The following is a 22,762-nucleotide window of genomic DNA, read 5'->3' as shown; positions in this document are numbered from 1 at the left end:
ATGCACCGAGCAGAATATCTCTGCGTAGAAATTTCTCTATCGCCCTAAAGGGCCGCGTTATCGACATTGATCTGCTTGTAGCGAATTTGACTTCATCCTATGGGATGGACTGTCTATCTCGAGACTAGGCGAAGTGTTGATGGGCTTAAAATTGTTTAAAGGCGTGGTCGACCTGCTCAATCAGAATCGGCCAGTCAGAAAGCTCAAGGCGTTTCGCAATGCTTTGATTGAGGGCAATTTCCGTGCGCGCGGAACAGCCGAAGGCTTGAAATTCGCCGAGCAGCTGCGGCAAACCGGCTCGAGACGATCCTGCTTCGTCATTGCCTTCAACACGCCCTGGGTCATCGATGCATTGACCCAGGCCTGGCAACTGCACTCGTCCGGTATGACACTTGTCGTTGTCGACAACTCATCGAACAAATCCGCGCGGACAATCATCGCCAGCATCTGCCAGGCGCGAGGCGTGGCCTATTTCCCTTTGCCCCGAAACTGGGAAATCAATCCCAACCGGTCACATGGAACAGCCATGAACTGGATATTCCACAATATCGTCCGGCCACTGCGGCCTGAGTTTTTCGGCTTTCTCGACCATGATTGCTTTCCAATCACCGCGGTCGATATACCGAGCCGGCTCGAAGGAAAGACCGTCTATGGCACGAAATACCAGGCGAAACCGGGCCATGAAGGCTGGTTCTTGTGGGCGGGGTTCTGTTTCTATCGATTCTCCTCCGTGGAGGACCTCGACATGGATTTCACGCCTCGCTTCATCGACGGAATGGACACCGGCGGTGGAAACTGGACCGTGCTCTATCGGCGGCTCCACGACGATGCGGTCGCGGATGAAGCAAGAACGACAATCCGTCTCAATCTCGACGGAACCCAAGCGGATCATGTTGCGATGGGTGGCGCCTTCTTTCATGTCGGAGGCGCCTCATATCGAGGATTGATCAACACGAAGCATTATCGGAGACTGATGTCCGATCATTTGTGGGACACTTATCTCGGCGGGCGTGACAATCGCATCGTCAAGGATCTCTGACGCGACCTCTGCTCCGGCGGATGGCAGCGCTAGCTAGGCGCCGATGGCGCCCAGAAAATCGTGGAAATGCACCACCACGCCATCCCTGTCGATGAAGATGACGGCATAGGCCGGCGGCTCGTGACCGAGGCTCCAGCTGCCGGAAAAATCGAGCGCGGTCTGGTGGTTGGTGCTGCGCAGCGTGCTGACCGGAATGCCACGCCAGCTGCCGGCGATTGGCCGGTGGACATGTCCGGCGAAGATGTGACGGACATTGCCGTGCCGCTGCAGCACCTCATGAAAGGCATCGGCGTCGGCAAGCCGGACATCGTCGAGTTCCGGCATGTGAATCCTGAACGGCGGATGATGCATGAAAACGAATGCCGGCCGGTCACCCGCCTCTCGAAGCTTTTCATCCAGCCATGCGAGACGTGCCTCGCATAGTCTGCCTTCGACATGTCCGCTCTCCAACGTGTCGAGCAGGATCAGCCGGCCTTCCCCGCTGTCGACGATGCTCTGGACAAAACCGCGTTCAGCAACCGCATCCGGGAACATCTCGAGAAACAGCGTCCGGTCATCATGGTTGCCCAGCAGCAGCCGGCAAGGCGGCGCAAATTCCGCCAGTTTTTCCTTCAAGGCGGCATAGGCAGCGCGCTCGCCATCATTGGTCAGGTCGCCCGAAATCACCACCAGTTCGGCATCGGCATGGTTCTTGCCGATATCGGCAAGGCAGGCTTCCAATCGGGAGAGCGGATTGGAGCCGTACAGAAGTCCGCCCGGCGGCAGCAGGTGAGGATCGGAGATCTGGATGATTTTCATGGATATGACTGTTGAGTTACTCGCAGGCTGTGCCGAAATTGGCCTGAAAAAGCTCTACTGTGCTGTCCAGCCGCCGTCCATCGGCAAGGTCGTTCCGGTGATCTGCTTGGCGGCATCCGAGCACAGGAACAGCGCCAGCGCCGCCAATTCCTCGACGGTGACGAACTCCTTCGTCGGCTGCGCGGCGAGCAGCACATCATGCTTGACCTGTTCCTCGGTCATGCCGCGTGCCTTCATCGTGTCGGGAATCTGCTTTTCGACCAGCGGTGTCCAGACATAGCCGGGCGCGATCGCATTGACGGTGACGCCGTCCAGCGCGGCTTCCAGCGCCACGGTCTTGGTCAAGCCTGAAATGCCGTGCTTGGCCGAGACATATGCGGACTTGAACGGCGAGGCGACCAGCGCGTGCGCCGAGGCGGTGTTGATGATGCGGCCCCATTTCCGCGTCTTCATGCCGGGCAGTGCGGCCTTGATGGCGTAGAAGGCGGCCAGCAAGTTGATGCGGATGATGGCTTCCCATTTGTCGTCGGGAAAGTCCTCGATCGGCGCGACATGCTGGATGCCGGCATTGTTGACGAGAATGTCCAGGCTGCCAAAGGCTGCCTCGGCGTCATGCACCATGGCGCTCACCGCCGCGCCGTCCATCATGTTGGCATCGGAGTAGCGGCATTTGACGCCGAAATCCGCTTCGATGCCGGCCCGCTCCTGTTCGATGGCAGCCGAGTCGCCCAGGCCGTTGATGGTGACATTGGCGCCTTCAGCGGCAAACGCGCGGGCAATGGCAAGGCCAATGCCGCTGGTCGATCCGGTGACGAGGGCATTCTTCGAAGGCAGGAAACCCATGGTGATCTCGCGAGTGTTGGGAGGGAACACGAAGAGGCGCGTTCTTGTGCGCCGCAACATGACAATGCCACAGCCATATGTCGGCGCGATTACAGGGATACGACCGCGTTGGAACTTCGGCCGCCGGGCCTGTCAGGGAGCTGACACGGCACTGTCATGGTGCCATGCAACATAAGCCGCAGCGCACTCGCGCAGTCATTCCTGAACCGAATGGGGCAACCGCCTTGCAGATCGCCGATATCGTGAAGCGCGCCTATGCGATGCCGCTCACCAACCCTTCCTTCCCGCCCGGGCCCTATCGTTTCTTCAACCGCGAATACGTCATCATCACCTACCGGACGACACGCGAAGCGCTTGAGGCCGTCGTGCCGGAGCCGCTGGAAATCGACGAGCCGCTGGTCAAGTACGAATTCATCCGCATGCCGGATTCAACTGGCTTCGGCGACTATACGGAGACCGGCCAAGTCATCCCGGTCCGCTACAAGGGCCAGCATGGCGCCTATGTTCATTCGATGTATCTCGATGACGACGCGCCGATCGCCGGCGGCCGTGAGCTGTGGGGCTTTCCCAAGAAACTGGCCAGCCCGAAGATCGTGCATGAAGGCGAAGTGATCGTCGGCACGCTGCACTATGGCAGCGTCCTCTGCGCCACCGGCACCATGGGCTACAAGCACAGGGAAGCCGACCATGATCAGGTGATGGCCGCGCTCACCGCGCCCAATTTCCTGATCAAGATCATCCCGCATGTCGACGGCACGCCGCGCATCTGCGAGCTGGTGCGCTATCACCTTACCGACGTGACTTTGAAGGAGGCCTGGACCGCGCCGGCGGCACTCGACCTGCGTCCGCACGTCATGGCCGACGTCGCACGGCTGCCGGTGCTCGACATCGTCTCAGCCGTTCATTTCACCGCTGATCTGACCCTCGGCCTCGGTGAAGTCGTTCACGACTATCTCGCCGACCGCGCCCGAATTTCAGCCACGCCCAGATAGATGTTGGAGACCAAAGCCGTGCTCGAACGCAATCGCAAGAAGGCGGCCGCCGCCACCATCGAGGAAATCTCGGCGCAGTATGACCGCATCGCGCTGGTGTTCCAGGGCGGTGGCGCGCTCGGCGCCTATCAGGCAGGCGTCTATCAGGCGCTGGCCGACGCTGGCTGCGAACCGACCTGGCTCTCCGGTGTCTCGATCGGCGCCATCAACGCAGCCATCATCGCCGGCAACGAGTCCAGCCGGCGGCTGCAGCGGCTGGAACAGTTCTGGCAGACCATCTCGGGCCGCAAGATCTGGGCCTATACGCCCGAGGGCGACATCTACCGCGACATCCGCAACCGCACATCCTCGTGGATGACCATGGTCATGGGACAGCCTGGCTTCTTCAAGCCGCGCAACCCGAACCCATGGATGGAGCAGCAGGGCGCCGAGGGCGCCACCAGCTTCTACGACACCGCCGAGTTGAAGCAGACGCTGGAAAGCCTGATCGATTTCGACATCCTGAACGACGGCAAGAAGCGTCTCAGTGTCGGCGCGGTCAATGTCCGCACCGGCAATTTCGTCTATTTCGACACCGACAAGGTGCGCATCGAGCCGGAACACATCATGGCCAGCGGCGCGCTGCCGCCCGCCTTCCCGTCGATCCGCATCGAGGGCGAGTATTATTGGGACGGCGGCATCGTTTCCAACACGCCGCTGCAATACCTGCTCGACCAGGAAGAGGATCGCTCGTCGCTGGTGTTCCAAGTCGACCTGTTCAGCGCCCGCGGCGTCCTGCCGCGCAGCATGCCGGACGTGCTGTCGCGCCACAAGGACATCATGTATTCGAGCCGTACCCGTCAGAACACCGACAATTTCAAACGCATCCATGGCTTGAAGATGCGCTTGCTCGATGCGCTCAAGCGGGTGCCGAAGGAACAGCTGACCCCGGCCGAGGAAGCCCTGATCGAGGACTATTCCGACGCCGGCATCGTCAACATTGTCCACCTGATCTACCAGCACAAAGGCTACGAAGGCCACGCCAAGGATTATGAATTCTCCGGCACCTCGATGCGCGAGCATTGGGAGACGGGACTGGAAGACACGCAGCGCACCTTGCGCCATCGCGAGTGGCTGACAATGCCGACCAATGTCGAAGGCGTTGCCATCCACGACCTGCATCGGGAAGACCCCACCTGAATTTTGGCGCCGTCGAGCAACCCCACACAAGGCGGACCCATACAAGAACGCCGCTGCACGATCCCTGCAGCGGCGTTCCTTCATTATGGCGACGAGGTCGATTGTCTCGATCTTGGCCATCAAACGGACCGCGATCCCCATCAGGATTGATTGTTTCCCGACAAAACAAAGACGGCGCCGCTATGGCGCCGTCTTGCGTTTGCGGCGCGATGGCCTCGCCTAGAACACCTGGCGGAAGACGATGAACAGCACGAAGGCCAGCGTGATCGAGCAAGGCAGGGTCAATACCCAGGCCAGCAGCAGATTGCGCACCGTCGACCATTGCAGGCCTGAGCCGTTGGCGGCCATCGTTCCGGCGACGCCCGACGACAGCACATGGGTTGTCGACACCGGCAACCCCAGCCGGTCGGCCATGCCAATGGTCACCATGGCGACCAGTTCGGCGGCGGCTCCCTGGCCATAGGTCAGGTGGCTTTTGCCGATCTTCTCGCCGACCGTGACGACGATGCGTTTCCAGCCGACCATGGTGCCAAGTCCCAGCGCCAGGGCCACGGCAACCTTCACCCAGAGCGGGATGAACTTCGTCGCGTTGTCGACAGCCTTGTGATAGTCGGTGACCGCCTTCAGGTCGGTCGCCTCCATCGGCAGCAACTTCTTCTTGTCGATCAGCTTCAGCGCTTCACCGATCAGGTAGATATCGTTACGGGCGTTGCTGACCAGATCGGTAGGCACCGTCTCGACCGAGGCATAGGGCTGCAATCCAGCGGTGGTGTTGTGGATATACGTCTGCAGCGCGACCGTCGTCTGGTCGTTCCAGGTCCTGGTGCGCACGGCCTCCTGGACGGCTGCCTTGGCGTCGGCAACGGTAACGCCCGGCTTGACATATTTGCCAAGTGCCTGCTCGACGCTGACCGAAGCCGACTTGTAGGCTTCGAGATAATTGATGTCAGGCGTGCGGTTGAGCGCATAGGCCGTCGGCACGACGCCGATCAGGATCAGCATGATCAGGCCCATGCCTTTCTGGCCGTCGTTGGAACCATGCGCGAAGCTGACGCCAGTGCAGGTGAAGATCAGCAGGGCGCGGATCCACAGGGGTGGCGGTGCATTGCCCTTCGGCGCTTCGTAGAGCGCAGGATTGCGAACCAGCAGCTTCATCACATAGAGCAGGATCGCTGCGGCGAAGAAGCCGATGATCGGCGAGACAAGCAAGGTTATGCCAACATTGGTCGCCTGCGACCAGTCGACACCGCTGGTGGCGCTACCCGCCGGCGCCATGAACTGGTTGGCAAGGCCGACACCGATGATCGAACCGACCATCGTGTGCGAGCTCGATGCCGGCAGGCCGAGGAACCAGGTCCCGAGATTCCACAGGATCGCGGCGACGAGCAGCGCGAACACCATGGCAAAGCCCGACGAGGAGCCGACCTGCAGGATGAGTTCGACCGGCAGCAGCGACAGGATGCCGAACGCCACCGCGCCGCTTGAAGTCAGAACCCCGACGAAATTGAAGAAGCCCGACCACATGACCGCGAATTCGGCAGGCAGGGAGCGTGTGTAGATGACCGTCGCAACCGCATTGGCGGTGTCATGGAAGCCGTTGACGAATTCGAAGCCCAGCGCGATCAGCAAGGCAATGCCAAGCAGGATCCAGGGCACGGTCTTGGCCACGGCCAGATCCTGGCTCAGCGCGTAGCCAACATAGACGACCCCGGCGAGCAGGAGCACGCCGAAAGCCGGCAGGAACCATTTCGCGCCGCCTGAATGATCCAGCGGATGCTCCGGTCTCGGAATGCCCGCCTCACTAGAAACTATGTCCACCATGTCCCACTCCTGTTGCACTGCAGCAAAGAACCAGGAATGACGCTATGTCCGCACAATGAACCCTGTGTGACGATGCGGAACGCCGCGTCAGGTCGGGCAGGACGAAAGGATCGGCGATCGGCGCTCTTCAGGCGCCGCCGGATCGCGTCTTCCGGATCGCCGAGAACAACGGATCGAAGGCACGGCTGATGGGCGCTGCCGCGGCGCCGATGGCGATCGACCACGGATCGGTCGTGCCAAGCTGCAGGCGCGGCAAGCTGCGGCCTGGCCGGTCGGCCGTCGATGGCAGCAGCGGATGCATGGCCTCGACCAGACGTCGGGCCAACGCCTCGGGTGCACCGCTGGTCAGGATAACCGTCTGCGGATCGAAGACCGTTTCGATGAGATGCACGCTCCAGCGCAGATCATGCGCCGCGCCGTCGATCCAGGCCATGACTTTAGCGTCTTCAGCCGCGGCCAGCACGCCGATCCGCTCATAGAGGTCTTCATCGGCGGGATCGAGGCCGAGATGCTGGTAGAGCGAGGCAAGCGAAGCGCGATGTTCCAGCGGCGTGGCACCGGGGCCGGCTGGTGATAGCAATGCCATGCCGATCTCGCCGGCATTGCCATTGCCGCCGCTGTAGAGTTCGCCATTGAGGATCAGTCCTGCACCGATGCCGTAGCCGACATAGAGGCAAACCGCATGATCGAGACCGTGCGCCGCGCCCACCATGCGCTCCGCCGTCGCGCAGGCGGCGGCATCGTTCTGGAGCCCGACATTCAATCCTGTGCCTGCCGCCAATGTCTCCAGCAGCGGAAATTTCTGCCAGGCCGGCATCATCCACTTGTCGTCCGAATCCTGCAGCCCGAAGGGACCTGGCATGGCAACGCCAAGGCCGACCAGCCGCTCTTCGGATTGGGCGGAGATACCGGCCAGTTCGCGCCTGACGCCGGCGATCAGGCCAAGGATGATATCGACACCTTTCGATGGATCATCGGATGGCATGTTGGCGTCCGCGCGGGCCAGCACGCTGCCGACCAGATCGACAGCGACAGCCCGCGTCAGGTGGCGATCGATCTGCAGCCCGATGGCGAAGGCGCCCTCTGGAACCAGCCTGTACGGGGTCGAGGGTTGCCCCCTGCCCTTCTTCACCGCCTCAAGCCCGACGACGAGGCCATCACGTTCGAGATCCTCGATGATGTTGGAGACCGCCTGCTTGGTCAGCTGGGTCGCCCGCGCCAGATCGGCCCGCGAAAGGGCGCCATTGAGACGCAACGCCTCGATCATGACGCGGCGGTTGTGGGCGCTCGTGCCTTCCTGATTGGTACCGCTTTTGGCGCGGATCGGGCTGATGTCGTCCACCGGCGTTTCCCCTCTTGACTCCATTAGAATATTGATCGACTAATTAAGTCAAGCGAGTTGACTTAATAGCGAAACCGACCGCTGGAGAAAGACGGCTAAGGCTTTATACCTGTCGCCGCCGATCGGTCGGAGGGAACATAGGTCACGCGACAGCAATCCGGGAAGGCAGCATGAACCGCCGACCCGTCAACATCGGAAATGGGAGAAGAAGATGCTGAAATCGATCGGTAAGACCCTCTTGGGTGCAGTCTTTGTCGGGGGAGTTCTGGTCCCCCACGCTTTCGCTGAAACCTCGCTCAACGCGCTTTTCATGGCGCAGGCCGCCTACAGCGAGGCCGATGTGCGGGCCATGACGGATGCCTTCACCAAGGCCAATCCGGACATCAAGGTCAATCTCGAATTCGTCCCCTATGAAGGCCTGCACGACAAGACCGTGCTCGCGCAAGGCTCGGGAGGCGGCTATGACGTCGTGCTGTTCGATGTCATCTGGCCGGCCGAATACGCCACCAACAAGGTGCTGGTCGATGTCTCGCCGAAGATCACCGACGACATGAAGAAGGGTGTGCTGCCGGGCGCCTGGACCACGGTCCAGTACGAAGGCAAGTATTACGGCATGCCATGGATCCTCGACACCAAATACCTGTTCTACAACAAGGACATCTTGGAAAAGGCCGGCATCAAGGCACCGCCGAAGACCTGGGAAGAACTCGGCGAACAGGCCAAGATCATCAAGGACAAGGGTCTGTTGAAGACTCCGATCGCCTGGAGCTGGTCGCAGGCTGAGGCCGCGATCTGCGACTACACCACGCTGGTCAGCGCCTATGGCGGCGACTTCCTCAAGGACGGCAAGCCGGACTTCCAGAACGGCGCTGGCGTCTCGGCGCTGAAATACATGGTCGACAGCTACAAGTCGGGCCTCACCAACCCCAATTCCAAGGAATTCCTGGAAGAGGACGTGCGCAAGGTCTTCGAAAACGGTGACGCCGCCTTCGCGCTGAACTGGACCTACATGTACAACATGGCCAACGATCCGAAGGACTCGAAGGTGGCGGGCAAGGTCGGCGTCGTGCCGGCGCCGGGCGTGACCGGCACCAGCGAAGTGTCGGCGGTCAATGGCTCGATGGGCCTCGGCGTCACGGCGGTCTCCAAGCATCAGGACGAAGCCTGGAAATACATCACCTTCATGACCTCTCAAGCGACGCAGAACCAGTATGCCAAGCTCTCGCTGCCGATCTGGGCCTCGTCCTATGATGACCCGGCGGTCACCAAGGGCCAGGAAGAGCTGATCGCCGCGGCGAAGCTCGGCCTGGCCGCCATGTATCCACGTCCGACCACGCCGAAATACCAGGAGTTGTCGACCGCGTTGCAGCAGGCCATCCAGGAATCGCTGCTCGGCACAGCCTCGCCGGAAGATGCATTGAAGACCGCCGCGCAGAACAGCGGCCTCTGAGCTGTTTCTATCCCCGATACGGGCGGCCGAGTGCCGCCCGTCCCTCGGACGAGCCAGGGACGCTGTAGCGCTTTCTGATCTTGCGCATGATCCCTACCGGAAATCGGTTTCCGATTTCCAGGGTCATTCGCGAGTGCCGCCCGTGCTATGTCTGAAACCACGATGAAAGAAGAGAGGTTGCTCCGATGTCGGGCACCTGGATGACAACCCGTGCATGGCTGCTGATGCTGCCCTTGCTCGTGGTCATGGTCGCCGTCATCGGCTGGCCGCTTGTCGATACGATCGGCCTTTCCTTCACCGACGCCAAGCTTGTTGGCACGGCAGGCAATTTCGTCGGCCTCGACAACTATACAAACATGCTGTCGAGCTCGAATTTCTCGCGCACGCTCATCACCACGACGCTGTTCGCGGTCATTTCTGTCGCCGCTGAAATGATCATCGGCGTGCTCGCCGCGCTGCTGCTCAATCAGCAGTTTCGCGGCCGTGCGCTGCTGCGGGCGCTGATGATCCTGCCCTGGGCGCTGCCGACAGTGGTCAACGCCACCCTGTGGCGGCTGATCTACAATCCGGAATATGGCGCCTTGAACGCAGCGCTGACGCAACTGCATCTGCTGGACGCCTATCGCTCCTGGCTCGGCGAGCCGGGAACCGCGTTGGCGGCCCTGATCGTCGCCGACTGCTGGAAGAATTTTCCGCTGGTGGCGTTGATCGCGCTCGCTGCCCTGCAGGCCGTGCCGCGCGACATCACCGCCGCCTCGCTGGTCGATGGCGCAGGGCCATTCAACCGCTTCCGCTTTGTCATCCTGCCCTATCTCGCCGGCCCGCTGATGGTCGCGCTGGTGCTGCGCACCATCGAGGCCTTCAAGGTCTTCGACATCATCTGGGTGATGACCCGCGGCGGACCGGCGAACACCACACGCACGCTGTCCATCCTCGTCTACCAGGAGGCCTTCTCCTTCCAGCGCGCCGGCTCCGGCGCGTCGCTGGCCCTGATCGTCACCTTGCTCGTCACGGTGCTGGCCGTTGGCTATGCGGCGCTTGTGCGCAAGACCGCTGGGAGTGCTGCCTGATGGAACGCAGGAGCCCCGCTTTCACGATCTTCATCTATGCCTGCGCCATTTTGCTGGCCGCCGTCATCCTGGCGCCCGTCGCCTGGCTGTTCATCATGAGCATTTCACCGGCCGCCGATCTCGCTGCCAAGCCGCTGCGCTGGTGGCCGCAAAGCGTCGACTTCTCCCGCTACAGGGAATTGCTGTCGACGGCTGAAAACAGCGCGGGTGCCGCTTTCACCTCATCGCTTCGTAACAGTCTTGAGATTGCCGGCATGGCGACCGTGGCGGCCTTGGCTCTGGCCATTCCCGCCGGCTGGGCCGTATCGCGCACGCCTTCGATCGGCTGGTCGCTGTCTATGGTCATTGCCACCTACATGCTGCCGCCGGTGGCGCTGGCCGTGCCGCTCTATATGGGCCTGTCGCATCTCGGCCTGCTCAACAATGTCTTCGGCCTGGCCCTGGTCTACCTGACCATCCTGGCGCCCTTCACCACCTGGCTGATGAAATCGGGCTTCGATTCGATCCCGCGCGAAATCGAGGCGGCGGCGATGATCGACGGCGCCGGCCTGTTCCAGACCTTGCGCATCATCACGCTGCCGCTGGCCGCCCCGGTCATGGCGACGTCGGCGCTGTTCGCGGTGCTGCTGGCCTGGGACGAGTTCTTCTACGCCCTGCTCTTCACCTCGGACCAACGCGCCAAGACCTTGACCGTCGCCATCGCCGATTTGGCCGGCGGGCGTGTCTCCGACTACGGATTGATTGCAACGGCAGGCGTGCTGGCCGCCTTGCCGCCGGTGCTGATCGGCCTCGTCATGCAACGGGCGCTGATCTCCGGACTGACCAGCGGTGGTGTGAAAGGATGACGATGACTGCGCAAAAAACCCGGCCGGCCGGACTGGTCGCGATCGACCGCGAGATGGCGCGCCAGCACGCGGATGCTCTCGCCTCGTTCCGGCAAAACACCGATATGGCGGCAAAGGCCGCCGCCTCGATCCGCGAGACCGGACGGCTGCTGTTGCTTGGCATGGGTGGCTCGCACGCCGTCGGCCGCGCTGTCGAGCCGCTCTATCGGTCGCTCGGCATCGACGCGTTGGCGATGCCGCTTTCTGAGCAGCTTGGCCAACCGCTGCCGCTGGTGGACAGGACGGTCCTGATCACCTCGCAATCCGGCGAAAGCGCCGAAGTCGTGCGCTGGTTCGCGGAAACGGACGAAGCTGATGATACATTCGGGCTGACGCTGGAGGGCGGCTCGTTCCTCGCCCGCACGGCGCCTTGCCTGATCGGCGCCGGCGGCACCGAGCTTGCCTTTGCCGCCACCCGCAGCCTGACCGTGAGTTTCGCCTTGCACCTGGCCATTCTGGCCGCACTGGGCGAGGATCCGGGCCCGGCATTGGCGGTGCTTGATGCCGCCGAGACCGGTGACATCAGCGAGGCGCTCGCCGCCCTGGAAAAGGTGACGGCGATCGTCACGTCGGGACGCCGGCTGCAAGGTGTCGCCGAAGCCCTGGCGCTCGGGCTCACCGAGCTTTCGCGTCTCCCGTGCTTTTCGCTCGAAGGCGGCCAGCTGCGGCATGGGCCCATGGAAATGCTCGGACCATCGATCGGCGTCATCCTGTTTCGCGGCAACGACCACACGACGGATCTCGTCACCGCCATGGCCGTCTCCGTGGTTCAGGCCGGCGCGTCTCTGATCCTCTTCGATGCCTCCGGGCAGGCGCCGGTTGCGGGCGCGGTCACGCTTTCCTTCAAGCCGGCCTCCGGCCTGGCGGCTGTCTTCGCCATGCTGCCGGTGGCGCAAAGCCTGATGGTCGCCTTCGCCGAATCTCGCGTCGACAATGCCGGCACGCCTGTTCACTCCACCAAGATCACCAGGAGCGAGTGAATGCGGCCGCTTGCAGTCATCGGCAACGTCAATGTCGATCTCATCGTCGGCCCGGTGACGCCTTGGCCGAAAGCCGGGACCGAGACAGTCGTTGACCATGACGAACTGCGCGTCGGCGGCCAGGCGGGAAATAGCGGGCTCGCCTGGCTGGCGCTTGGCGTCGATTTCGCCATTGCCGCCAATGTCGGAGACGACCAGTTCGGCCGCTGGTTGCGTGATGCCTTCGGCAGCCGTGCCGAGAAATGGCCGGTGCGTCCCGAAAGCACGACGCTCTCGGTCGGCATGACCCATCCCGACGGCGAGCGAACCTTCTTCACAACGACCGGGCACTTGCCACGCTTCAGCCTGGCCGATGTCTTCACGGTCCTCGACGGCAACCGGCTCTCGGGTGGCTATGCCCTGCTGTCGGGATCGTTCCTGACCGATGATCTCACAGGCGACTACGAAGCTTTCTTCGACTGGGCCGACCGGCACGGCATTGCCGTCGCGCTCGACACCGGCTGGCCGATTACAGGCTGGACCCCGGCCAACTGCGCGGCGACGCTAGCCTGGCTTTCGCGCTGCGATCTCGCCCTTTTCAACGAGGTCGAGACCGTGACCCTGGCCGGGTTGGAAAACCCTGTCGAAGCCGCCCGAAAAGTCCGCTCAAGCATGAAGAAAGGCGCGACGTTTGTTGTCAAACGCGGGCCGCAAGGCGCCATCGCCATCGGCCCCGACGGGGCGCTGGTCGAAGCCGTGGCGCCTGACGTGAAAGTCGTCGACACGATCGGCGCCGGCGACGTTTTCAACGCCGCCTTCCTGGCGGCGCTGGCTCAGGACCAGCCGCTGTCCGTCTGTCTCTCCGCCGCGACCCATGTGGCCTCGCGCGCCATCTCCACCTTGCCCCGCAACTACGGTGGGCCCATGCAATTCGAGGACGTCGCCCATGAGCGCACTTGAAATCCGCGACATCCGCAAGAGCTATGGCAATGTCGAGACGTTGAAAGGCATCGACATCGCGCTGGAAAGCGGCGAATTCCTGGTTCTGCTCGGCTCGTCAGGTTGCGGAAAATCGACGCTTCTCAACATCATTGCCGGGTTGGCTGAAGCAACCAGCGGCGACATCCAGATCGGCGGCCGCTCGATCCTTGGCGTCCACCCCAAGAACCGCGACATCGCCATGGTCTTCCAGTCCTATGCCCTCTATCCGAACCTGACCGTCCAGCGAAACATCGGCTTCGGCCTGGAGATGCGCAAGGTGCCCGCCGCCGAGCGCGACAAGACGGTGCGTGACGCGGCAAAGCTGCTTCAGATCGAGAACCTGCTCGACCGCAAGCCGAGCCAGCTTTCGGGCGGCCAGCGTCAGCGCGTCGCCATCGGCAGGGCGCTGGTGCGCAAGCCGCAGGTTTTCCTGTTCGACGAGCCGCTATCCAATCTCGACGCGAAACTCCGGCTGGAAATGCGCACCGAGCTGAAGCGCCTGCACCAGATCCTGCAGACCACGGTCGTCTATGTCACCCACGACCAGATCGAGGCGATGACGCTGGCGAGCCGGATCGCTGTCATGCGTGACGGCAGGATCGAGCAGCTTGGCACGCCGGAGGAAATCTACAACCAACCGGCGACGCTCTATGTCGCCGGCTTCGTCGGCGCCCCTTCCATGAACATGCTGCAGGCCATCGTGGAAAACGGTGGCCTCGCGATTGCCGGTTCGGACGTGCGGATACCCTTGCCTGCCCGTTTCAAGAACACGGTCCAGAGCGGCGCTCAAGTCATTGTCGGCATCAGGCCCGAAGCGTTTCGCCTGGCAACTGGCACCGAAGCAGAGCTGTCGCTGCCGGTCGAAGCGGAAGTGGTCGAACTGACCGGCCCTGAGCTCGTCACCACCGCCCGCATCGGCACGCAGCGCCTGACCGCTTGCCTGCCGCCTCGGGCCGGTATCGCGAAAGGTGAGATCCGAAGCCTTGCCTTTGATGGAGATGCCTTGCGCCTCTTCGATCCCGCAACCGGCAAGGCCATCGAAGCCACGATTTGAAAAAACAGGGCTTGCGCAGCCCTGTCAAAGACGTTCAGTTTGATGCTGATCCCGTCCTTCTGGCGATCGGATTATCCGTCGCCCTTCTCCTGCTCCAAAGCGATCCATCTTGAAGCTTCTGCATATCATCCCGGTGCTTGGTGCGGGCGGCCCGACGCGGTCGCTGTTGACCTTCGTCAAGCGGACCAGGAGCAGCCATCCTGGTATCAGCCACACGATCATCTCCCTCCAGGCCGGTGACCACATGCCGCTGCTGTTCGAGCTGCGGCGGCTTGGGGCGGAAATCCTGCGGGCTCCCGGGATGGAAAAGACGGCCGCCGAGATTAGCGGTGCGGATGTCGTGCTGGTTCACTTCTGGAACACACCCAGCCTCTGGCGGCTGCTGACCGCTGACCTGCCTCCTGCGCGCTACGTCGTCTGGGCTCTGATCCTCGGCGCCAATGCCCCGCAAAAGCTCAACACGCGGCTGGCCACGGAAGCGGCCGGCCTGGTGCTGACCGCGCCTTCGTCATCTGACCAGGCAAACGGCCTGGAGGCCGCGCCTGTCGTTCCCGGCCTCGCCGACGAACATCGCCTCGCCGGGCTGCATGCAAAGGCGCATGACGGTTTTAACGCCGACTACATCGGCACCACGAACCGGGGCAAGATGCATCCCCGTTTCATCGAGATGATGGCGGCGCTCGACATCCCCGGCCTCAAGGTCCGGATCTGCGGTGGCGCGCTTGAACAGGGCATGGCGTCGGCACTGGCTGCATCGCCTGACCCCGGCCGGTTCGAATGCCGTGGCTTTGTCGAGAACATCGGCGCGGTGCTCGAGACATCGGATGTCTTCGCCTATCCGCTGGCGGAACGGACATATGCCTCCAGCGACATCAGCCTGCAGGAAGCCATGTACGCCGGTGTGCCGCCAGTCATTCTTCCCCATGGCGGGCCAAGCCGATTCGTCGTTGACGGCAAGAACGGCATCGTCGCGCAAAGCGAGGGCGAATTCGTCGCCGCGATCGAGCATCTTCATCATCATCCGGAAAAACGCGCCACGCTCGGACACAATGCCCGGCAATCAGCGCTGGCATTGTTTTCGGCGGACAGACATGTCGCGGCCCTGGTGGAGACAATTGAGGCCGCATCGCGGCAACCGAAGTCGGGCCTGCTGCACGACGGGCATTCCGCGCCGATGCCGGCCAGCGTTCTCTTCCTGATGTCGCAAGACTGGGATGAAGCAACGGCACGCAATGCCGTGGATACCTGGAGTACGGGGCGGACGGCCGATCTGATGGCCTATGCCGAAGGCCTCGACGATGATGCGTTTCAGGTCGAGGGCGGCGTCCTGCATTGGCGAAAGGCGGCGATGAACGATCCGTTGCTGCGGTACTGGACCGCCATCTGGCTTGCGCGTCATGACCGCATCGCCGAAGCCCGGCATGAACTCTCCGAAGCGCTGCGGCTCGGCGCTCCGGCCTCTGTTGCCGGGCATGTCATCGGCCCTCAGGCCTGAGCGAGGCCCATGACGCTGGACGCTGCCATCAGCCCGACGCTTCGGGCTTGGCCGGCGTCTCGCCGCGTAGTTCGGCGCGGTGCTTTTGCAGCATGCGAAACATCGCTGTGCGGTTGCGGGCCGTCTCACGGCTAAGGTTGCCGGCATGAATGCGCTTGTCGAGCAGCACCTGGGAAGCGACACCGCATGGCAGTCCGCAAAGCCGGAACCGGCGAAACCAGTCGGTATCGCAGCCCATGCCCAGCGTCGGATCGAACCCGCCGACGGCACTGAATACATCGCGATGGGTTAGCAGCGCGCTCGGCGTCCAGCCCAGCCTTGGCACCTGCCCCGCATCCGCGCTGACAGCGGCGGCATCGTCTGGATCGGCGTCGCGAACGAGCCGGAAGTTGGTGATGCTGATGGCAGGCCTGACGAAAAGCGCGATCGCTTTGGCCTGCATCTCCAGCTTGCGTGGGTGCCAGATATCATCGTGGTCGAGAAACGCGATCAGCGGCCCGCGAACCTCAGTGATGGCCTGGTTCCGCGCTTGTGCCAGCCCATCGCTGCTCTGCTTGACAACGCGCACGTCGGATTGCGCCTGCAGATAGTCGAGCGTTCCATCCTCCGACGCCCCGACCACGGCAAGAATCTCCGCCGGGGGCAGCGTCTGCGCGCGAATGGACGCCAGTGCCGACGGCAGATATTTGCGGCCATCCTTGACGGTCAGCACGACGGAAATCGGCTGGACCAGAGGCATCGGCTCCGGCGGCTTCAGGACCGGCTCCTGCGAGGACCGCCGCCGCGCGATTGTGTTGTGCAGCAGCCTGATCCAGCTTTCGGTGGCGCCTTGCCCGACAACCCTTGGCGGCGCTATCGCGGTCACCGAGTTTTCATGGCGCCGGTATTCGAGCACGATGTCCGGGATGACGATCCGGCCTGCACCGTGCTCATGCAGCCGCATGAGGAGGTCGACATCCTCGCTTTGCCGCAATCCCTCGTTGAATAGCCCGACCGCCTGCAACATGGCCCTGCGGACCAGGAGGGCACCGACATTGAAGCCGAGATAGGGGGCGCCGAGAGCGCCATCCCGGTCAGCGGCAGCCGGGTCGCCAAACCGCCTGACATGGCCCTGCACCACATCGGCGGCCGGAGCGTCGCGAAACCCTTTCAGGAGAAGGGAAAGGGCATTCCCCGTCCACAGATCGTCGGCGTCGAGAAACGCGATGAATTCACCGGTGGCCCGCTCCAGCCCGTGGTTGCGGGCCGCGGACGGACCGGCATTGTCCTGCCGCAGCACGACCGCTCCGGGCAAGACCTCTCTCACCAGGTCAGCCACGGGCGGCTCCGAACCGTCGTCGACGACAATAACCTCGCAGCCGCCGGTGTTCTGCGCGCTTATGCTTTCCAGTGCCGCCCGGAGATATTGATGGTTGTTGTGGACTGGCACGATGACGCTGACCGAGGCTGCGGTGCTCATACGACACGCCCCGCATCGGAGGCCTTTGCCAGCAGATCCCTGATCGCCGAAACCGATTCCTGCGGATCGCGCGTCATGTGCAAGCGATAGGCGGGTACGGAACGCACCAGATGGCCCACCGCCCGCACCAAAGGCGCGGCTCCGGCCTCCGATTGAGCAAGTGTGCTTGTGATGACATGAGGCAAGGCCGCCTGCTGCGGCATCGCCTCGAGACGTGCCTGCGTCGTGCCGCCGATCGACGGAATGACGATGGCTTTGACCCGCAGGCTGTCGACGAGGCTCTGTGGCTTCGCTGCATCGACAAAGACGATGTTCTTCTGCTGCGTCGTGTCGACGGCATCGGGCGAAATGCTGTTCAGCCAGGCTGGCGTCACGGTCGCGTCCTTCTTCCACTTGGCTGTCGAATACAGGGCATGGGCTTGCGGCGTACTGGCTTGCGAGAACAGGCAGTAGTCGTCGCCGACATAGTCGAACCCGTTGCCGAGACAGGCAAGCGCCAGTGTCGATTTGCCGACGCCGCCCCGCCCGACCAGAAGAACGCCTTCGCCATCGATCCCGACCGCCGCCGCGTGCAATGTCGCCATGCCCAGCCTGGCTGCGAGACCGTCGAACAGCCAGCGAAACGGCGCCGCCCGTTCATACCACGGCACGGCGTCAGATGACGGCATCCAGATGAATGCTTCTTTTGCCTGCCAATCCGCCACCGCCAGGCCATTTTCACCACGCAGCAGATAGACGGTTCGGTTATCGCTGGACCAACCCGGCACGACCCGCTTGGGACCAAAATCCGGCAAGGTCCACGCCAGCCGCGGCCGCGCAAGGCCACAGGCCTCTCCGTCGAAGACATGGATTGTCAGTGCCGGCGCCGCCGCATGCCTGACAGGCCGAAGCGCTTGGCCATAGGATGTTTGCGGGGTGAACCCGTGAAAGTTCGCCGTAACGGAGAAATCGCCAAACCGCGCCTCGCAGCGGCAGGCTGGGCCATGCCCGGCGACAAAAGTCCGGAACTGTTCGGCAAGCGCCGCCGGGTCGGTGATCAGATCTGGCGCCCGCACGAAAGGGCCTCCGGTCAGTAACTCGGCCAGCCCTTCTGCGGGTCGACATCGTGGATCGGGTCGAGTGTCAAAAGGTCCTGCATGTCGACATGCTTCTCGAAGGAGAGCGGTCGAAAATCACCGGTCGCGCCAGCCAGCACCATGCCTTCATCGGTTGGTTCGGCGTCACGCAGGATCGCCTCGTCCTTCAGCTTTGCCACCAGCCCAGAAAGCTCATCCGCGATCGTACCTCCCGAAACGCCGTAACGTTGCGAAATCGCGTCAGCGATCAATTCAACCGGCTGGCGCGCCGCCAGTGCGGGCCAGATTTCGACGACCCAACCGCCAAGGGCAAAATACGTTCCCTCGGTTATATCAAGCACCACGATCTCGTCGGCAAAAACCTCGAAAGCAAATTTGTCCGCGTTGAATAGATAGGCAGTCATGGCCTCGAAAAACTCCCCCTTGCGCAGGCAAACCTTGCCTGGCTAACCTTGCCCTCCAGGCTGCCTATACAGCAGACGGTCAGCGTGGGATAGACAGCGAGACCGGGCATCGAAATCGAGGCCCGGACACGCCGTCAGACTACCATCCGATATGTTTGCCATCGAAGGTGCGGAAGGAGCCGGTGTCTTCAATCGTCGCGCTGTTGATGATCGTGCGCAGACCCCGCGCACTGTCCTCGGCCGCCAGGTCGGCTTCAACGCCTCCCATATCCGTCTTCACCCAGCCCGGATGCAGCGACAGCACCGTTATTCCGTCGACGCGCAAGTCCTGCGCCAGCTGGGCCCCGGCCATGTTGAGCGCGGCCTTTGAGCAGCGATAGGCATAGTCGTCGTCATAATCATCGAGCAATCCCTCGGCCATCGACCCGGCGCGGCTGCCGATATTGGCGATGATCCGCATGCCCCCCGCGACAAGGTTCTGCCGCAGCGCCCGCGCCAGCAACAGCGGGCCGAGCGTGTTGGTCCGCACGACCCTGAGGAATTCATCCGGATCGAAGCCGAGCAGGCCGCTGGCTTCGCTGCGAATGGCGGCGTTGTTGACAAGCACGTCCAGCGGCCTGCCGGCGAGACGCACGGCAAGGTCATGGATGGAAGCCGGGTCGGCGGTATCCAAAAGTTGGAACTCGACCCGGCCTTCGAAATCGTGGGCCGGACATGCGCGCCCGCAAGCGACGACGCGCCAGCCATCCTCAGCATATTGCCGTGCCAGTTCACGGCCGAGCCCGCGCCCGGCACCCGTTATCAGCACCGTGCGGTCTTCTTGCCTTCTGCCTGCCAAGTCAGGCACTCCTTGCGACGGCCGCCGTCTTTTGCCGGGCGATCATGGCGTAGACCTCGCCCGAATATTTGATGTGCCGCTGCTGCGTGGCGAAATCGACATGGGTGATGCCGAATGGCGTCGTGTAGCCATAAGCCCATTCGAAATTGTCGGTCAGCGTCCAGGCGAAGTAACCGCGCATGGGCACGCCTTCGGCCGCCGCCTTGGCGACCTGCTCGAGGTGGTCGACGTAATAGGCCGCGCGCAGGTCATCCCATACATGCCCGTCTTCGCCGACGGTCTCCGGCTTCGTGGCGACGCCGTTCTCGGAGATGTAGATTGCCGGCGGCGCGTATCGGTCGTTCACATAGCGCAGGATGTCGTACATGCAGCGCGGCCAGATTTCGTAATCGACGGCGGAGTAGACGCCTTCGGGCTGCACCCTGCGATAGCTGAGCGGCGTCAGTTCGTCACCCGCCGCGATCACCGAGCGCCGGTAGATGTTGATGCCGAGATAGTCGAGCGGCGCGGCGATGATCTCATTGTCACGCGCGTGGATCGGCGGCAGCAGGTCGCCGTAGAGTTCCAGCATGTCTTTGGGGTAGGCCCCTTTGAAGACGGCATCAAGAAACCAGCGGTTCTGGGCGCCGTCAAAGCGTTGCGTCGCCGCGACATCGCGTGGATCGTCCGTGGCCGCCTCCGCCACATTGAGATCGAAGACAATGCCGACCTGGGCATCCGGCACTTCGGCCCGGATCACCGGAACGGCCAGGCCATGTCCCAGCAAAGCATGGTGGCTGGCGGCCACACCGCCCTTCACGCCGTCCCGCAGCCCTGGTGCATCCTCGCCCGAAGCGTAACCGGACCAGCAGAACGTCCAGGGTTCGTTGAGCGTCGTCCATTTCTTGACGCGATCGCCGAAGCTGCGCGCGGCAAGCCCGGCATAGTCGGCGAAAGCGGCCGCTGTTTCCCGGCTGTACCAGCCGCCACGGTCCTGCAGCGCCTGCGGCAGATCCCAGTGATAGAGCGTTGCATAGGGCTCGATGCCGGCTTCGAGAAGATCGTCGATCAACCGGTCGTAGAAGGCAATGCCCTTGGCGTTGGCCTCACCACGGTCATCGGGAAGAAGCCGGGTCCAGGCGAAGGAGAAGCGGTAGGCGCCAAGGCCGAGCGCCTTCAGCACGGCGATATCCTCCCTCCAGCGGTGGTAATGGTCGCAGGCGACATCACCGCTCGAGCCGTCCACGATCACGCCGGGAACGCGGCAGAACCGGTCCCATATGCTCTCGCCCTTGCCGTCGGCGTCGGGCGAGCCCTCGATCTGGTAGGCCGCGGTCGCCGCGCCGAAGACGAAGCCTTGCGGAAAGACCAGTCCGGAAGCGCGCGCTTCGAGGGTCCGGCGTGCGTTATCGATGCTTGATGTCATATTTTCTCTCGATGGTGCTGACGAGGCTTGCCGCGGCCAGGGTCAGGAAAATGTAGAAGATGGCGGCTGAATTGTAGGGCGCGAACGGCAGGAAGCTTGCCGACTGGAACTCCCGCATCCGCTGCGTGATGTCGCGGATCGACAGGATCGAGAGCAGCGACGTGTCCTTGAGGATGGCGATCAGCTCGTTGCCAAGCGGCGGGATGATGATGCGGAAGGCCTGCGGCAGCACGATCAGCCGGGCGGTGCGCCAGCCATTGAGCCCAAGGCTGTGCGCGGCCTCGATCTGGCCCGCCGGTATGGCGTTGATGCCGGATCGGAATATCTCGGCGAGATAGGCGGAATAGGCCAGAGCCATCGCGGCAATGCCACGCACCAGATTGGGCGGATCGACGACACCCTGCGTTGCGTCCTTGAGCGCGCCGGCGAGTGGCAGGCCGACATAGAGCACGATGACCAGCATCGGAATGCCACGGATCGTATCGACGATGAATTCCGATCCGATGGAGAGCGGATGGCGGCGATGGATATGGCCGCCGAAAGTGAGCAGGCCAAGCACGATCGCCAGCACGGCAAGCGTGATACCGAACGCCTTGTCGCGATCGTTCAGCGCCTCGGTCTGCCACAGCACCGGCAGTCCGACCGGGGCCATCGCCGCCGGAACCAGCGCCGCGCTGACATCAGGGATCTTGCCGATGGCGTCGATCGCCTCGCGGGCGCCGCGAAAGGTGCGCAGCGGTATTTCGCTGTCAGGGCCGCCCGGAAATTGTCCATAGCGGACCGCACCCAGGATTCCCGACGGCGTGCCTGATGTCACGCCAACTTTGCCGGTGAGAGAGCCGGCGAGCACATAGCCGTCGCGTGGCTGGAACAGAAACCATGCCGACGCACAGACCATGAGGACAGTTGCCGCGATGCAGATGAGGTCTGCCCGCTTGCTGTATTTGAGCTTGAGGAGCCCGACCCAGAGCAGCCCCATCATCGCCGCCAGCACATAGGCTGCGATGGCAGCGCGGATCGTCGTGGCAACGCCGGCGGCGAATGCGATATGCGCGAAGAGCAGGATGAAGACCAGCCCCGCGCCATTCATCGCCGCGAGCCCGAAGCGGGCGAAGCGCTGCACCGGGTTACCGGTTCGGAGGCGGGCTCCGATAAAGAACGCACCGAGGGCCACGATCGTCAGGCCGAGATAGACCCACAACAGGATGGCCGTCTGGCCGCGGACCATCAGGTCCGCGGCCTCCGTCAGGCGACGGGGCGTAACGCCTTGAACCACCAGATCCGAAGTGAACGGATCGACCGCGTTCGCAACCACCGATGCGGCGAAGGGATAGACCAGGCCGGTCGCCGCAAGCACGGCGGCGGCGACAAGATTGACGGCAGCGGCGACCGTCGCCAGACGAGTCGACCCGGACGTGGCGCGCGACATCAAGAACACGGCGAAGCCGGCGCCAAAGGCGACGGCCAGTGCCAGGAAGCCGGGCACGAAGGCTGACGAACCATTCTCCACGCCGAGGATGGCGCGAAGCGAACGCTGGTAGTTCACCGACGAAGCAAAGAGATAGACGATGAACGGCAACGCCGCGATGATGATCAGATTGCTGGGCCGCAGGCGCATCAGAAACTGCATCCGGTCCCGTCCTCCCTTGACGAGGGCTCCGGCGCGAGCGCCG

20 protein-coding genes are annotated in these 22,762 nt (G+C 62.9%); 10 read left to right on the top strand and 10 right to left on the bottom strand.

All coding sequences use genetic code 11. The features are described 5' to 3' along the window. Window positions 1-139 precede the first annotated feature (139 nt). A complete protein-coding gene (locus GA829_RS08235) occupies window positions 140-1,039 on the top strand; it encodes a hypothetical protein (protein ID WP_195178032.1) in 900 nt (299 codons plus the stop codon). A 33-nt stretch (window positions 1,040-1,072) separates the two neighbouring features. Here the strand turns inward: GA829_RS08235 and GA829_RS08230 are convergent, their stop codons facing one another. Further along, window positions 1,073-1,837 carry a phosphodiesterase gene (locus GA829_RS08230; protein ID WP_195178031.1) on the bottom strand — a complete coding sequence of 255 codons (765 nt, stop codon included), beginning with the start codon at window positions 1,835-1,837 and terminating at the stop codon, window positions 1,073-1,075. A gap of 54 nt (window positions 1,838-1,891) precedes the next feature. Next, entirely contained in the window at window positions 1,892-2,680 is a 789-nt protein-coding gene (locus GA829_RS08225) for a 3-hydroxybutyrate dehydrogenase (protein ID WP_195178030.1), read from the bottom strand. A 224-nt stretch (window positions 2,681-2,904) separates the two neighbouring features. Here GA829_RS08225 and GA829_RS08220 point away from each other — a divergent pair, with 224 nt between their 5' ends. Further along, entirely contained in the window at window positions 2,905-3,672 is a 768-nt protein-coding gene (locus GA829_RS08220; RefSeq protein ID WP_195178029.1) for an acetoacetate decarboxylase, read from the top strand. Window positions 3,673-3,690: 18 nt separating this feature from the next. Further along, entirely contained in the window at window positions 3,691-4,851 is a 1,161-nt protein-coding gene (locus GA829_RS08215; RefSeq protein WP_195178028.1) for a patatin-like phospholipase family protein, read from the top strand. 219 nt (window positions 4,852-5,070) lie between these two features. Here the strand turns inward: GA829_RS08215 and GA829_RS08210 are convergent, their stop codons facing one another. Both GA829_RS08210 and GA829_RS08205 read right to left on the bottom strand, forming a co-directional pair. Continuing rightward, entirely contained in the window at window positions 5,071-6,672 is a 1,602-nt protein-coding gene (locus GA829_RS08210) for an inorganic phosphate transporter (protein ID WP_195178027.1), read from the bottom strand. 127 nt (window positions 6,673-6,799) lie between these two features. Next, complete coding sequence (locus GA829_RS08205; RefSeq protein WP_195178026.1) at window positions 6,800-8,014, bottom strand: ROK family transcriptional regulator; 1,215 nt, start codon at window positions 8,012-8,014, stop codon at window positions 6,800-6,802. A gap of 211 nt (window positions 8,015-8,225) precedes the next feature. Here GA829_RS08205 and GA829_RS08200 point away from each other — a divergent pair, with 211 nt between their 5' ends. From GA829_RS08200 to GA829_RS08170, 7 genes are all read left to right on the top strand, one after another. Then, on the top strand, window positions 8,226-9,464 hold the full coding sequence (locus tag GA829_RS08200; protein WP_195178025.1) for an extracellular solute-binding protein: 1,239 nt from the start codon (window positions 8,226-8,228) through the stop codon (window positions 9,462-9,464). 185 nt (window positions 9,465-9,649) lie between these two features. Next, complete coding sequence (locus GA829_RS08195) at window positions 9,650-10,534, top strand: carbohydrate ABC transporter permease (protein WP_195178024.1); 885 nt, start codon at window positions 9,650-9,652, stop codon at window positions 10,532-10,534. Next, window positions 10,534-11,379, top strand: a complete 846-nt coding sequence (locus GA829_RS08190) for a carbohydrate ABC transporter permease (RefSeq protein WP_195178023.1) — start codon at window positions 10,534-10,536, stop codon at window positions 11,377-11,379. Before GA829_RS08195 ends, GA829_RS08190 begins: the two co-directional genes overlap by 1 nt. Then, complete coding sequence (locus tag GA829_RS08185; RefSeq protein WP_195178022.1) at window positions 11,376-12,398, top strand: SIS domain-containing protein; 1,023 nt, start codon at window positions 11,376-11,378, stop codon at window positions 12,396-12,398. Before GA829_RS08190 ends, GA829_RS08185 begins: the two co-directional genes overlap by 4 nt. Beyond that, window positions 12,399-13,337, top strand: a complete 939-nt coding sequence (locus GA829_RS08180; RefSeq protein WP_195178021.1) for a PfkB family carbohydrate kinase — start codon at window positions 12,399-12,401, stop codon at window positions 13,335-13,337. Next, window positions 13,324-14,412 carry an ABC transporter ATP-binding protein gene (locus tag GA829_RS08175; RefSeq protein WP_195178020.1) on the top strand — a complete coding sequence of 363 codons (1,089 nt, stop codon included), beginning with the start codon at window positions 13,324-13,326 and terminating at the stop codon, window positions 14,410-14,412. The genes GA829_RS08180 and GA829_RS08175 overlap by 14 nt, the downstream gene beginning before the upstream one ends. A 109-nt stretch (window positions 14,413-14,521) precedes the next feature. Beyond that, the gene (locus GA829_RS08170; RefSeq protein WP_195178019.1) at window positions 14,522-15,907 is read left to right on the top strand and encodes a glycosyltransferase family 4 protein; all 1,386 of its coding nucleotides are present in this window, start codon (window positions 14,522-14,524) and stop codon (window positions 15,905-15,907) included. A 28-nt stretch (window positions 15,908-15,935) separates the two neighbouring features. On the opposite strand, the gene GA829_RS08165 is transcribed toward GA829_RS08170, so the two are convergent. The 6 genes from GA829_RS08165 to GA829_RS08140 form a co-directional block, all read right to left on the bottom strand. Continuing rightward, window positions 15,936-17,366, bottom strand: a complete 1,431-nt coding sequence (locus GA829_RS08165) for a glycosyltransferase family A protein (RefSeq protein ID WP_195178018.1) — start codon at window positions 17,364-17,366, stop codon at window positions 15,936-15,938. Next, window positions 17,363-18,421, bottom strand: coding sequence for an HPr kinase/phosphorylase (locus tag GA829_RS08160; protein WP_195178017.1), 1,059 nt, complete (start codon window positions 18,419-18,421; stop codon window positions 17,363-17,365). Before GA829_RS08160 ends, GA829_RS08165 begins: the two co-directional genes overlap by 4 nt. Window positions 18,422-18,435: 14 nt before the next feature. Continuing rightward, window positions 18,436-18,846: a PqqD family protein gene (locus GA829_RS08155; RefSeq protein ID WP_195178016.1), complete on the bottom strand. Its 411-nt coding sequence runs from the start codon at window positions 18,844-18,846 to the stop codon at window positions 18,436-18,438. A 139-nt stretch (window positions 18,847-18,985) separates the two neighbouring features. Next, on the bottom strand, window positions 18,986-19,654 hold the full coding sequence (locus tag GA829_RS08150; protein WP_195179568.1) for an SDR family oxidoreductase: 669 nt from the start codon (window positions 19,652-19,654) through the stop codon (window positions 18,986-18,988). Between the two features lie 31 nt (window positions 19,655-19,685). Further along, window positions 19,686-21,089, bottom strand: a complete 1,404-nt coding sequence (locus GA829_RS08145; protein WP_195178015.1) for a GH1 family beta-glucosidase — start codon at window positions 21,087-21,089, stop codon at window positions 19,686-19,688. Beyond that, window positions 21,070-22,719 carry an amino acid ABC transporter permease gene (locus GA829_RS08140; RefSeq protein WP_195178014.1) on the bottom strand — a complete coding sequence of 550 codons (1,650 nt, stop codon included), beginning with the start codon at window positions 22,717-22,719 and terminating at the stop codon, window positions 21,070-21,072. The genes GA829_RS08145 and GA829_RS08140 overlap by 20 nt, the downstream gene beginning before the upstream one ends. Between the last annotated feature and the right edge of the window lie 43 nt (window positions 22,720-22,762).

Source organism: Mesorhizobium sp. INR15, assembly GCF_015500075.1.
Classification (GTDB): Bacteria; Pseudomonadota; Alphaproteobacteria; order Rhizobiales; family Rhizobiaceae; genus Mesorhizobium.
The sequence above is the reverse complement of the archived record's forward strand: the minus strand, read 5'-3'. Positions and strand labels throughout refer to the sequence as shown.

What these genes read in the sequence shown, in the direction of transcription:
- GA829_RS08235 (WP_195178032.1), top strand. Translation starts at nt 140, where the DNA reads ATGGGCTTAAAATTGTTTAAAGGCGTGGTCGACCTGCTCAATCAGAAT.
- GA829_RS08230 (WP_195178031.1), bottom strand. Translation starts at nt 1,837, where the DNA reads ATGAAAATCATCCAGATCTCCGATCCTCACCTGCTGCCGCCGGGCGGA.
- GA829_RS08225 (WP_195178030.1), bottom strand. Translation starts at nt 2,680, where the DNA reads ATGGGTTTCCTGCCTTCGAAGAATGCCCTCGTCACCGGATCGACCAGC.
- GA829_RS08210 (WP_195178027.1), bottom strand. Translation starts at nt 6,672, where the DNA reads ATGGTGGACATAGTTTCTAGTGAGGCGGGCATTCCGAGACCGGAGCAT.
- GA829_RS08200 (WP_195178025.1), top strand. Translation starts at nt 8,226, where the DNA reads ATGCTGAAATCGATCGGTAAGACCCTCTTGGGTGCAGTCTTTGTCGGG.
- GA829_RS08195 (WP_195178024.1), top strand. Translation starts at nt 9,650, where the DNA reads ATGTCGGGCACCTGGATGACAACCCGTGCATGGCTGCTGATGCTGCCC.
- GA829_RS08190 (WP_195178023.1), top strand. Translation starts at nt 10,534, where the DNA reads ATGGAACGCAGGAGCCCCGCTTTCACGATCTTCATCTATGCCTGCGCC.
- GA829_RS08185 (WP_195178022.1), top strand. Translation starts at nt 11,376, where the DNA reads ATGACGATGACTGCGCAAAAAACCCGGCCGGCCGGACTGGTCGCGATC.
- GA829_RS08180 (WP_195178021.1), top strand. Translation starts at nt 12,399, where the DNA reads ATGCGGCCGCTTGCAGTCATCGGCAACGTCAATGTCGATCTCATCGTC.
- GA829_RS08175 (WP_195178020.1), top strand. Translation starts at nt 13,324, where the DNA reads ATGAGCGCACTTGAAATCCGCGACATCCGCAAGAGCTATGGCAATGTC.
- GA829_RS08165 (WP_195178018.1), bottom strand. Translation starts at nt 17,366, where the DNA reads ATGAGCACCGCAGCCTCGGTCAGCGTCATCGTGCCAGTCCACAACAAC.
- GA829_RS08155 (WP_195178016.1), bottom strand. Translation starts at nt 18,846, where the DNA reads ATGACTGCCTATCTATTCAACGCGGACAAATTTGCTTTCGAGGTTTTT.
- GA829_RS08145 (WP_195178015.1), bottom strand. Translation starts at nt 21,089, where the DNA reads ATGACATCAAGCATCGATAACGCACGCCGGACCCTCGAAGCGCGCGCT.
- GA829_RS08140 (WP_195178014.1), bottom strand. Translation starts at nt 22,719, where the DNA reads ATGCAGTTTCTGATGCGCCTGCGGCCCAGCAATCTGATCATCATCGCG.